Source organism: Citrobacter sp. wls718 (genome assembly GCF_005280945.1).
Taxonomy (GTDB): Bacteria; Pseudomonadota; Gammaproteobacteria; order Enterobacterales; family Enterobacteriaceae; genus Citrobacter; species Citrobacter gillenii.
The window spans coordinates 1-10,578 of the sequence record NZ_SZWV01000023.1; the positions used below are offsets into that span (position 1 = coordinate 1).

Genomic DNA, 10,578 nt, shown 5'->3' on the forward strand with positions numbered 1-10,578 from the left:
CCCGCCCCGGCGGGTTTTTTTATATCCGAAGCACCCCAACCTATCTATACGAACTGTACTTTTTTTGTTCACCCCCTGGAGCACTGTATGTGGTTACTGGACCAGTGGGCAGAGCGCCATATTAATGACGCGCAGGCCAAAGGCGAGTTTGATGATTTACCGGGTTCCGGTGAGCCGCTTGCTTTGGATGATGATTCTCATATTCCACCGGAACTGCGAGCCGGCTACAGGTTATTAAAAAATTCGGGTTGCCTTCCTCCCGAACTTGAGCTGCGCAGAGAAGCAATTCGTCTGCTTGATATCCTTGCAGGAATTCGTAAAGATGAGGTTCAGTATGAGGAGGTAAGTCGACGTCTTTCGCTCCTTGAACTTAAACTTCGACAGGCTGGACTCAGCACCGAGTTTTTGCGTGGGGAATATGCAGAAAAACTTCTGCATCGGATTAGTGATGATTAGCGGAGGTACCATGTATCGTATTGGCGAATTAGCTAAACTGGCTGAAGTCACGCCAGATACCATCCGTTACTATGAAAAGCAGCAAATGATGGAGCATGAAGTACGCACTGAAGGTGGATTTCGACTCTATACCGAAAGCGATCTTCAACGTCTTAAATTTATTCGTTATGCCCGACAGCTTGGTTTTACTCTGGAGTCGATCCGCGAGTTACTCTCGATCCGTATCGATCCTGAGCACCATACCTGCCAGGAGTCTAAGGGAATTGTTCAGGAAAGATTAAAAGAGGTTGAAGCCCGAATTGCTGAGCTTCAGACAATGCAGCGCTCGCTACAGCGATTGAACGATGCATGCTGCGGCATGGCGCATAGCAGCGTTTACTGCTCTATTCTCGAGGCACTTGAGCAAGGCGCTAGCGGAACAAAATCAGGCTGTTGATTTATTGAACGGTCAGGTCTACACTCGCGGCGTAAATTATTACACACTGGAGAGATTATGAGTCGTTATCAGCACACCAAAGGGCAGATAAAGGACAACGCCATTGAAGCACTATTACATGACCCGCTATTCAGACAGCGGGTTGAGAAAAATAAGAAAGGAAAAGGAAGTTATCAGCGTAAAGGTAAACAAGGAAATCGGGGTAACTGGGAGGCCAGTGGCAAGAAAGTGAATCACTTTTTTACCACTGGCCTTCTTGTTTCAGTGAGTGCTTAAGAACGGTTATTTTGTTCTTTCAGCAGGTCACGTATTTCACTCAGCAACACCTCTTCTTTTGATGGGGCTGGCGGTGCTGTTGGCTCTTCAGCCTTTTTGCGATTAAGTCTGTTGATTAGCTTGATGGCCATAAAGATAGCAAAGGCAACAATAATGAAATCAAACACATTCTGAATAAACACACCGTAGTGCATCACGACCGCCGGGATATCTCCCTGCGCGTCGCGTAACGTTAAGGCAAACTGTTTAAAATCAATCCCACCAATTAACAAGCCCAGTGGTGGCATGATGATGTCGGCAACCAGTGACGAAACAATCTTACCGAATGCCGCACCAATAATGACACCCACTGCTAAATCTACAACATTCCCGCGCATCGCGAATTCGCGAAATTCTTTAATAATGCTCATTTTATTCTCCCTATGCAGCTGACGTTTATAAGTCTAACAAATGTTAAGACAATTTCCATTTATGTATTGCTGACTGGGGAATTTATTAGACCATGAAAAATAAGGGGAAATAAAAAGGGTGCTGTACTAGCACCCCCATAATTACAGAAAGAAGGGACTTGGCTGGAATAAACGTTCGACATCGGTAATAAATTTTTTATCGGTCAGGAACATAATGACGTGATCACCCTGCTCAATACGCAAGTTGTCATTAGCGATCATTACGTCATTACCCCGAACAACGGCGCCAATGATTGTTCCTGGCGGCAGCTTAATCTCGTCAATTGCACGGCCGACAACCCGGGATGTTGTTTCATCTCCGTGCGCGACAGCTTCGATGGCTTCTGCCACACCACGGCGCAACGAAGAAACGCCGACGATATCTGCTTTACGGACGTGGCTGAGCAATGCAGAGATCGTTGCTTGCTGTGGTGAAATGGCAATATCAATCACGCTGCCCTGCACCAGATCAACGTACGCCTTACGTTGAATCAGCACCATTACTTTCTTGGCGCCCATACGTTTAGCCAGCATTGCCGACATGATGTTAGCTTCGTCATCGTTAGTGACGGCAATAAACAGATCAACCTGATCAATATGCTCTTCGGCGAGCAGTTCTTGATCCGAAGCATCGCCAAAAAAGACGATCGTATTTTGTAACTTTTCAGCAAGCTCTGAAGCTCGTTGCTGATCGCGCTCGATCAACTTAACGCTGTAATCCTTTTCCAGCCGCCGAGCGAGTCCGGCACCGATATTACCGCCGCCTACAAGCATGATGCGCTTGTAGGGTTTTTCCAGGCGTTGCAGTTCGCTCATCACTGCGCGAATATGTTGTGACGCTGCAATAAAGAATACTTCGTCACCCGCTTCCACGATGGTAGAGCCCTGCGGGCGAATAGGTCTGTCATGGCGGAAAATTGCCGCAACGCGGGTATCGATATGCGGCATATGCTCGCGCATAGTCGACAGTGCGTTACCGATCAGTGGACCGCCATAATAGGCTTTAACCACTGCGAGACTGACTTTACCTTCGGCAAAATTCACCACCTGCAGGGCACCAGGATATTCAATCAGCCGGTAGATGCTGTCGATAACCAGTTGCTCTGGGGCAATGAGGTGATCGATAGGTACCGCTTCGGAGTGGAAGAGTTTATCGGCATCGCGCACATAATCCGGTGACCGAATACGTGCGATACGATTAGGCGTATTGAAGAGCGAATAAGCGACCTGACAGGCGACCATATTGGTCTCATCAGAGCTGGTCACGGCGACCAGCATATCGGCGTCGTCGGCGCCAGCTTCGCGCAGTACGCGGGGATGAGATCCATGCCCCTGCACAACGCGGAGGTCGAACTTGTCCTGCAGGCTGCGCAAGCGTTCACCGTTGGTATCGACTACCGTGATATCGTTGTTCTCACCGACTAGGTTTTCAGCCAACGTACCACCAACTTGCCCTGCGCCCAGAATGATAATTTTCATCAGTCGCGACCCGTTATCTCATCACTTTTTGATTAGCTTAGCGTAAAAGAAGCCATCACCTTCTTCTGCACTCGGTAAATTCTGGCGGCCTGGTTGCTCAGGTGTGCCGGTTTCGCTTAATACCGCGTTTGGCGTACGCGTCAGGAAGGCCGCAATCTGCTGCTGGTTCTCTTCAGGCAGAATAGAACAGGTTGCATAAACCAGCGTGCCGCCCGGCTTCAGATGCGCCCAAGTCGCATTCAGGATCTCTGCCTGTAGTTGGGCAAGCTCGGTGATATCCCGGTCACGGCGCAGCCATTTAATATCCGGATGGCGACGAATGACCCCAGTGGCTGAGCATGGAGCATCCAGCAGAATACGATCGAACTGCTGTTCGCCACACCATTGTTGTGGAAAACGACCATCGCCCTGCTTGACGGTGGCCTTCATGCCCAAACGCTTCAGGTTGTCGTAGACGCGTGACAGACGTTTTTCGTCTACGTCGACCGCCATTACATTTGCATTCGGAGCAACTTCCAGAATATGTGTCGTCTTTCCACCTGGCGCTGCACATAAATCGAGGATCTGTTCACCGTTCTTCGGCTGCAGATAGCTTACGCATCCTTGAGCGGAAGCGTCTTGGACGGTTACCCATCCCTGCTCGAAGCCGGGCAATGCCAGAACTGACACTGGGGTTTCCAGACGCACAGCATCCGGGTAATCCGGGTGTGGGAAGCCGGTAAGACCACTTTCCGCCAGCAATGCTAGCCACGCGTCGCGCGAGTGGTGGTTACGGTTAACGCGTAGCCACATTGGCGGACGCTGGTTATTAGCCGCAAGAATGGTTTCCCACTGCTGTGGATAAGCATTCTTAATGCGTTTTACTAACCAGGATGGGTGTAAGAAGCGCAGTTCGCTTTGTGCAAACTCGGTTAACAGTTCGTCCTGGCGGCGCTGAAACTGGCGTAGTACGCCGTTAATCAGGCCTTTCAACTGCTGGCGTTTGATCACGACCGCGCCTTCCACTGTTTCAGCTAATGCAGCATGAGGAGGGATACGGGTATGCAGTAGTTGGTAGAAACCGACCATGATCAGGTAGTGGACCGTGCGCTGTTTACCCGTCATCGGGCGTTCCATCAGCTGTTTGATCATCCACTCAAGTTGGGAGAGGGTGCGCAATACGCCGAAGCAAAGTTCCTGTAACAGCGCCTTATCTTTATCGGCAACTTTCTGCTGCATGGCAGGTAGCACATTGCTTAGCGACTGCCCCTTTTCGACAACCTGTTCGACGGCCTGCGCCGCCATACTGCGTAAATTTAGATTTTTTTTCATAACCGCAAAAATAAAAATGCCCGGAGATGCCGGGCTTTAAGAGATGAACCGTCAGAGCAGACGGTTTCCAGGAACGAACCATTCCCGGCGTGAATTCAACAGGTCCTGCGCGCTCATGGCTTTTTTACCGGCTGGCTGCAAAGAGATGAGATTCAGGATGCCATCGCCTGTCGCAATCTGAATACCCTGGCGGGTTGCTTCCAGAATCGTTCCTGGTTCGGCACCTGCAGGTTTATCAATCACCGTGGCCTGCCAGATTTTGACCGGCTGCTCATCAATGACGATGTAACTCATCGGCCATGGATTAAAGGCGCGAATGCAGCGCTCCAGCTGAACGGCACTAAGCGTCCAGTCCATGCGGGCTTCTTCTTTACTTAGCTTCTCGGCATAGCTCACCAGCGATTCATCCTGGACTTCAGGTTTCGCGGTGCCCGTTGCCAACAGGTGCAGTGTGTGCAGCAGTCCCTGTGGGCCGAGTTCGGCTAACTTATTGTAGAGGCTGGCGCTGGTGTCTTCAGTGGTGATTGGGCAAGAGAGTTTGTGTAGCATATCGCCGGTATCCAGACCGACATCCATCTGCATGATGGTGACGCCGGTTTCGGTATCGCCAGCCCACAGTGAACGTTGGATGGGTGCCGCGCCGCGCCAGCGAGGAAGCAGGGAACCATGGACGTTGATGCATCCCAAGCGCGGCATGTCCAGCACGGCTTTTGGCAGAATAAGGCCATATGCCACTACCACCATTACATCTGCGTGCAGGTCAGCAACTAACTGCTGGTTTTCCTGAGGACGAAGAGAGACGGGCTGAAAAACCGGTAACCCTTTTTCTTCGGCCAGCACTTTTACCGGGCTGGGCATCAGCTTTTTACCACGTCCTGCTGGGCGATCCGGTTGGGTAAATACGCCGACGACGTTATGTCCAGAAGACAGCAGCGCGTCGAGATGACGCGCTGCAAAGTCAGGTGTACCCGCAAAAATAATACGTAGTGAGTCTGACACGTTGATTCTTGTCCTTAAGGTCGGGCGTTCAGGCGGTCAAGTTTTTCAACTTTCTGACGAATGCGTTGTTGTTTCAACGGCGACAGATAATCAATAAACAATTTACCAACCAGGTGATCCATTTCGTGTTGAATGCAGATCGCTAACAGGCCATCGGCTTCCAGTTCAAAGGGGTTACCCTCACGATCGAGTGCGCGAATTTTTACTTTCTCAGCGCGCGGTACTAATGCTCGCTGTTCGGGAATAGACAGGCAACCTTCTTCAATGCCGGTTTCACCGTCTTTTTCCAGTAGCTCAGGGTTGATCAACACCAGGCGCTCATCGCGATTTTCAGAGATATCAATAACAATGATGCGCTGATGAATATCAACCTGCGTTGCCGCCAGGCCAATACCTTCTTCGGCGTACATCGTCTCGAACATATCATCGACGATACGCTGAATTTCTGCATTCACTTCTTCAACCGGTTTTGCGATTTTGCGAAGGCGCTCGTCCGGGATATGTAACACTTGCAAAACTGACATAGTTATCCAGAGTTGTGTTCAGGAGTTGGAAAGATTATTACCTCTATTCTAGACAAAACCCCTTCTGATTGACAGCATCAGTGACCAATCGCAAAGATTGCTATGACTGCTTGTGGCAGGGGGAAAAGGGATGACCCACACCGAGATTTGGTTACGTTTAGCACGAGTATGTGAACTTTATGGTGATGAGATGGTGCGCATTGCTCACTGGCTTATTGCTCAACCGTGTATTAACAAAATGATACTCCAGTATGCAGGATTCTCTCCCCGCCAGGCCGCACGTTTTTTAAGCTTTTCCGACATTGAAGTGGAAAAAACGCTGCGCTGGCTGGAGTTACCGCATCACCATGTCGTTTTTGCCGATAGCGAACGTTATCCGCCACAGCTTCGCGCCACTGAAGATTACCCGGGACTCCTCTTTATTGTTGGCGATCCCGATTGTTTACACTCTTTTCAGGTCGCTGTTGTGGGGAGCCGGCAACATTCCTGGTATGGAGAACGCTGGGGGCGATTATTCTGTGAGAAGCTTGCCGCTTGCGGTGTGACAATCACCAGCGGGCTGGCACGGGGGATCGATGGCGTCGCGCACAACGCGGCGGTAAATATGAATAGAACCAGTATCGCCGTGCTGGGGAACGGCCTGGAAACCATTCATCCACGGCGACACGCGCATCTTGCCGAACGTCTGATTGAGGCCGGAGGCGCACTGGTGTCTGAGTTCCCTTTGGATATGCTTCCTCTACCGCGCAATTTTCCGCGACGAAATCGTATTATCAGTGGCTTAAGCAAAGGCGTACTGGTGATTGAGGCCGCTCAGCGTAGCGGTTCGCTGGTGACTGCGCGTTGTGCCCTGGAGCAAGGACGGGACGTTTTTGCGTTACCAGGGCCAATAGGGAACCCAGGTTGTGAGGGGCCACATTGGCTCATTAAGCAAGGAGCGACGTTGGTTACGGCTCCAGAAGATATTCTGGAGAATTTGCAATACGGTTTACATTGGGTGCCAGATGAACCTGAAAATTCAATTTATTCACCAGATCACGAAGAGGTGGCATTGCCATTTCCTGAGCTCCTGGCTAACGTAGGAGATGAGGTAACACCTGTTGACGTCGTCGCTGAACGTGCCGGCCAACCTGTGCCAGAGGTAGTGGCTCAGCTACTCGAACTGGAGTTAGCAGGATGGATCGCAGCTGTACCCGGCGGCTATGTCCGATTGAGGAGGGCATGCCATGTTCGACGTACTAATGTATTTGTTTGAGACATATATCCATAACGAAGCGGAGCTGCGTGTGGATCAGGACAAACTGGAACGGGATCTTACCGACGCTGGTTTTGATCGTGAAGACATCTACAACGCGTTACTGTGGCTGGAAAAACTGGCTGATTATCAGGATGGCCTTGCCGAACCTATGCAGCTTGCATCTGACCCTCTGTCTATTCGTATTTATACGGCGGAAGAGTGCGATCGCCTGGATGCGAGTTGTCGGGGGTTCTTATTATTCCTGGAGCAGATCCAGGTGCTAAACCTCGAAACGCGAGAAATGGTGATTGAGCGTGTACTCGCGCTGGATACAGCAGAATTCGATCTGGAAGACCTGAAGTGGGTGATCCTGATGGTTTTATTCAACATTCCCGGTTGTGAAAATGCGTATCAGCAAATGGAAGAATTACTCTTTGAAGTGAATGAAGGTATGCTGCATTAATCAATCTTCATTCAGCATGAGTTGTTATGGCTAAATCAGCACTGTTTGCGGTGCGTAAAAACGAGCCCTGCCCACAATGCGGGGCTGAACTGGTTATTCGCTCTGGGAAACATGGCCCGTTTCTCGGTTGTTCACAGTATCCGGAATGCGACTATGTCCGTCCGCTAAAATCCTCTGCGGACGGACATATTGTCAAAGTTCTGGAGGGTAAGTTTTGTCCTGAGTGCGGTGCTGAGCTGGTGCTGAGGCAGGGACGATTCGGTATGTTTATTGGGTGTAGCGATTACCCGGCATGTGACCATACTGAACTTATCGACAAACCAGATGAAACGGCGATTGTTTGCCCCCAATGCCGGACAGGCCAGTTGGTCCAGCGGCGTTCCCGTTATGGCAAAACTTTTTACTCCTGCGATCGCTATCCTGAGTGTCAGTTTGTCATCAACTTCAAACCTCTGGCTGGAGAGTGTCCTGAGTGTCACTATCCGCTTCTCATCGAAAAGAAAACCGCACAGGGTGTGAAACACTTTTGTGCCAGTAAACAATGTGGAAAGCCGGTCTCGGCGGAATAAAAAAGTGAATAATAACCTGCCCACAGATCCCATCGCTGCTGCGATAGCGGTTCTGAAACAAGATAAAGTCATCGCTTATCCAACAGAAGCTGTTTTCGGCGTCGGCTGTGACCCAGATAGCGAAACGGCTGTTACTCGTCTGTTGGAACTAAAACAACGACCAATTGATAAAGGCTTGATTTTAATTGCGGCAAATTTTGACCAACTCAAGCCGTATATTGATGACAGCATGCTCACTGATGCCCAACGTGATGCTATTTTCGCGTGCTGGCCAGGTCCCGTTACCTTTGTGTTTCCGGCAGCGATAACGACACCACGTTGGTTAACCGGCCGTTTTGATTCGCTGGCCGTGCGCGTCACGGATCATCCGCTGGTGGTTGCGTTGTGCCAGGCTTATGGCAAACCGTTAGTTTCTACCAGTGCTAATTTGAGTGGTCTACCCCCTTGCAGGACGGTAGAGGAAGTACGCGTGCAGTTTGGTATAGATTTCCCCGTTGTCGAAGGTGATACCGGGGGGCGTTTAAATCCTTCGGAAATCCGTGATGCCTTGACGGGTGAACAATTTCGACAGGGGTAATATGAAAGAAGCCTATGCTGTTTTTGGCAATCCAATCGCGCACAGCAAATCGCCTTTTATTCATCAGCAATTTGCAGAGCAGCTGAATATCGATCACACCTATGGACGGGTGCTGGCGCCAATCAATAATTTTGTGAATACGCTGAACACCTTCTTTGCAGAGGGCGGTAAAGGGGCGAATATTACGGTTCCTTTTAAAGAAGAGGCATTTGCGCGGGCTGATGAATTAACAGAACGGGCATCGCTTGCCGGGGCGGTTAACACGCTTAAGCGTTTGGAAGATGGACGCTTACTTGGGGATAACACCGATGGTATTGGTTTATTAAGCGATCTTGAACGTTTAGCTTTTATTCGTCCCGGATCGCGTATTTTACTTATTGGGGCTGGTGGGGCATCCCGCGGGGTATTGCTCCCTCTTCTTTCTATGGATTGTGCGGTGGCCATCGTAAACCGTACCGCTTCGCGTGCAGAAGAACTGGCTCAGATCTTTTCCCATACCGGTAGCGTTCAGGCCGTGGGATTTGATGAGCTTGAGAATAACGCCTTCGATCTCATTATTAATGCGACCTCCAGTGGGATTAGTGGGGATGTTCCGGCTATCCCTGCATCACTGATCAACGCTTCTGTTTATTGCTACGACATGTTTTATCAGAAAGGGAATACGCCGTTCTTGTCCTGGTGCGCATTACAGGGAGCAAAACATTGTGCTGATGGGTTGGGAATGTTGGTAGGGCAGGCAGCGCATGCCGTTTTACTCTGGCATGGCGTATTGCCGAAGACGGAACCCGTCATTAAACAGCTGCAACAGGAACTGTCCGAGTGAACCAGGCTATCCAGTTTCCCGATAGAGAAGAATGGAAGTCAGATATAGATGCTGTCGTTTTCCCGGCGATGGTTCAGGGTATGCAGCTAACATGCGCCATCAACGGAGAGGTGTTGGCGCGTCGCTTTGGCGGCAACTCGCCTGAACAGTGGATGGAAATTTTTCGGGAGCATCGCTGGGATCTGGAAGATGAAGCCGAAGCATTGATCCAGGCTCAGCAAGAAGATGCTCACGGTTGGGTTTGGTTATCCTGACTCAAATACTCGTCTTTCCATTTCACATAGTTGTTAGCTGAATACTGCAGGCCCGCTTTTTCTTCATCGCTGAGTGGGCGGATCTGTTTAACCGGGCTGCCCAGGTACAGATACCCGCTCTCCAGGCGTTTGTTTTGCGGAACCAAACTTCCCGCGCCAATCATTACGTCATCTTCTACTACGACACCGTCCAGCAGGATCGATCCCATACCGACCAAAACGCGGTTGCCAATGACGCAGCCGTGCAGCATGACTTTATGGCCCACGGTGACATCCTCACCCACGATCAGTGGATTGCCTTGCGGGTTAGATGCTGATTTATGCGTGACATGTAACACGCTACCGTCCTGAATGTTTGTGCGGGCGCCGATTTGTACGTAGTTCACGTCACCACGGATCGCGACCAGAGGCCAGATCCCAACATTATCAGCCAGACGAACATCACCAATGATGACGCTGCTGGTGTCGATCATCACGCGTTTCCCGATCTGCGGGAAAAGATCCTTATAAGGACGCAGTACATCAGACATGTTTACCTCAATAGAATAGAGCAGTAATGAAGACTTTGGTTTGATTATCGAGACTGTGCAAGCGATTTAGTTATCAAAAATCAGGCATATTGTGCAGGAATGTAGCGAAAGGGGTAAAAAACAGCCACTCAGCAAAAAAGATCTAAAAAACACTTGTGCTAAAAAATGGGATCCCTATAATGCGCCTCCATCGAC

General features: G+C 50.2%; 15 protein-coding genes. 9 read left to right on the forward strand and 6 right to left on the reverse strand.

From position 1 onward, the window contains the following. Positions 1-87 precede the first annotated feature (87 nt). From FDW95_RS05045 to arfA, 3 genes are read left to right on the forward strand one after another with little or no spacing between them, the layout of a single operon-like run. Complete coding sequence (locus FDW95_RS05045) at positions 88-456, forward strand: DUF1992 domain-containing protein (RefSeq protein ID WP_096755435.1); 369 nt, start codon at positions 88-90, stop codon at positions 454-456. Positions 457-466: 10 nt separating this feature from the next. After that, the gene (gene zntR, locus FDW95_RS05050; RefSeq protein WP_045448272.1) at positions 467-892 is read left to right on the forward strand and encodes a Zn(2+)-responsive transcriptional regulator; all 426 of its coding nucleotides are present in this window, start codon (positions 467-469) and stop codon (positions 890-892) included. 57 nt (positions 893-949) lie between these two features. Further along, positions 950-1,168 carry an alternative ribosome-rescue factor ArfA gene (gene arfA / locus FDW95_RS05055; protein ID WP_096755436.1) on the forward strand — a complete coding sequence of 73 codons (219 nt, stop codon included), beginning with the start codon at positions 950-952 and terminating at the stop codon, positions 1,166-1,168. Here arfA and mscL read toward each other — a convergent pair. From mscL to def, 5 genes are all read right to left on the reverse strand, one after another. Then, positions 1,165-1,578: a large-conductance mechanosensitive channel protein MscL gene (gene mscL, locus FDW95_RS05060; RefSeq protein WP_096755437.1), complete on the reverse strand. Its 414-nt coding sequence runs from the start codon at positions 1,576-1,578 to the stop codon at positions 1,165-1,167. The genes arfA and mscL overlap by 4 nt on opposite strands. A gap of 141 nt (positions 1,579-1,719) precedes the next feature. Further along, complete coding sequence (gene trkA / locus FDW95_RS05065; RefSeq protein WP_096755438.1) at positions 1,720-3,096, reverse strand: Trk system potassium transporter TrkA; 1,377 nt, start codon at positions 3,094-3,096, stop codon at positions 1,720-1,722. A 21-nt stretch (positions 3,097-3,117) separates the two neighbouring features. Next, a complete protein-coding gene (gene rsmB, locus FDW95_RS05070; RefSeq protein WP_096755439.1) occupies positions 3,118-4,407 on the reverse strand; it encodes a 16S rRNA (cytosine(967)-C(5))-methyltransferase RsmB in 1,290 nt (429 codons plus the stop codon). Between the two features lie 51 nt (positions 4,408-4,458). Continuing rightward, positions 4,459-5,406 (reverse strand): methionyl-tRNA formyltransferase, encoded by a 948-nt coding sequence (fmt, locus tag FDW95_RS05075; protein ID WP_115257341.1) that lies wholly within the window; start codon positions 5,404-5,406, stop codon positions 4,459-4,461. Positions 5,407-5,420: 14 nt separating this feature from the next. After that, positions 5,421-5,930, reverse strand: coding sequence for a peptide deformylase (gene def / locus FDW95_RS05080; RefSeq protein ID WP_096755441.1), 510 nt, complete (start codon positions 5,928-5,930; stop codon positions 5,421-5,423). 130 nt (positions 5,931-6,060) lie between these two features. Between def and dprA the strand changes: the two genes are divergently transcribed. Genes dprA through FDW95_RS05110 form a run of 6 tightly spaced genes read left to right on the forward strand, consistent with a single transcriptional unit; the run spans position 6,061 to position 9,853 of the window. Further along, positions 6,061-7,185, forward strand: a complete 1,125-nt coding sequence (gene dprA / locus FDW95_RS05085; protein ID WP_115257342.1) for a DNA-protecting protein DprA — start codon at positions 6,061-6,063, stop codon at positions 7,183-7,185. Next, a complete protein-coding gene (gene smg / locus FDW95_RS05090; RefSeq protein ID WP_003031162.1) occupies positions 7,157-7,630 on the forward strand; it encodes a DUF494 family protein Smg in 474 nt (157 codons plus the stop codon). Before dprA ends, smg begins: the two co-directional genes overlap by 29 nt. A gap of 26 nt (positions 7,631-7,656) precedes the next feature. Beyond that, a complete protein-coding gene (locus FDW95_RS05095) occupies positions 7,657-8,199 on the forward strand; it encodes a type I DNA topoisomerase (RefSeq protein WP_096755443.1) in 543 nt (180 codons plus the stop codon). A gap of 4 nt (positions 8,200-8,203) precedes the next feature. After that, a complete protein-coding gene (gene tsaC, locus FDW95_RS05100) occupies positions 8,204-8,776 on the forward strand; it encodes an L-threonylcarbamoyladenylate synthase type 1 TsaC (RefSeq protein ID WP_096755444.1) in 573 nt (190 codons plus the stop codon). A gap of 1 nt (position 8,777) precedes the next feature. Next, on the forward strand, positions 8,778-9,599 hold the full coding sequence (aroE, locus tag FDW95_RS05105) for a shikimate dehydrogenase (RefSeq protein WP_115257343.1): 822 nt from the start codon (positions 8,778-8,780) through the stop codon (positions 9,597-9,599). Beyond that, positions 9,596-9,853, forward strand: coding sequence for a DUF1488 domain-containing protein (locus tag FDW95_RS05110; protein WP_115257344.1), 258 nt, complete (start codon positions 9,596-9,598; stop codon positions 9,851-9,853). The genes aroE and FDW95_RS05110 overlap by 4 nt, the downstream gene beginning before the upstream one ends. Here FDW95_RS05110 and FDW95_RS05115 read toward each other — a convergent pair. Continuing rightward, complete coding sequence (locus FDW95_RS05115) at positions 9,829-10,383, reverse strand: gamma carbonic anhydrase family protein (protein WP_115257345.1); 555 nt, start codon at positions 10,381-10,383, stop codon at positions 9,829-9,831. The genes FDW95_RS05110 and FDW95_RS05115 overlap by 25 nt on opposite strands. Positions 10,384-10,578: the final 195 nt, after the last annotated feature.

Excerpts from the sequence above, each read along its gene's own strand:
- FDW95_RS05045 (WP_096755435.1), top strand. The coding sequence starts at position 88 with ATGTGGTTACTGGACCAGTGGGCAGAGCGCCATATTAATGACGCGCAG.
- zntR (WP_045448272.1), top strand. The coding sequence starts at position 467 with ATGTATCGTATTGGCGAATTAGCTAAACTGGCTGAAGTCACGCCAGAT.
- arfA (WP_096755436.1), top strand. The coding sequence starts at position 950 with ATGAGTCGTTATCAGCACACCAAAGGGCAGATAAAGGACAACGCCATT.
- mscL (WP_096755437.1), bottom strand. The coding sequence starts at position 1,578 with ATGAGCATTATTAAAGAATTTCGCGAATTCGCGATGCGCGGGAATGTT.
- trkA (WP_096755438.1), bottom strand. The coding sequence starts at position 3,096 with ATGAAAATTATCATTCTGGGCGCAGGGCAAGTTGGTGGTACGTTGGCT.
- rsmB (WP_096755439.1), bottom strand. The coding sequence starts at position 4,407 with ATGAAAAAAAATCTAAATTTACGCAGTATGGCGGCGCAGGCCGTCGAA.
- def (WP_096755441.1), bottom strand. The coding sequence starts at position 5,930 with ATGTCAGTTTTGCAAGTGTTACATATCCCGGACGAGCGCCTTCGCAAA.
- dprA (WP_115257342.1), top strand. The coding sequence starts at position 6,061 with ATGACCCACACCGAGATTTGGTTACGTTTAGCACGAGTATGTGAACTT.
- smg (WP_003031162.1), top strand. The coding sequence starts at position 7,157 with ATGTTCGACGTACTAATGTATTTGTTTGAGACATATATCCATAACGAA.
- FDW95_RS05095 (WP_096755443.1), top strand. The coding sequence starts at position 7,657 with ATGGCTAAATCAGCACTGTTTGCGGTGCGTAAAAACGAGCCCTGCCCA.
- aroE (WP_115257343.1), top strand. The coding sequence starts at position 8,778 with ATGAAAGAAGCCTATGCTGTTTTTGGCAATCCAATCGCGCACAGCAAA.
- FDW95_RS05115 (WP_115257345.1), bottom strand. The coding sequence starts at position 10,383 with ATGTCTGATGTACTGCGTCCTTATAAGGATCTTTTCCCGCAGATCGGG.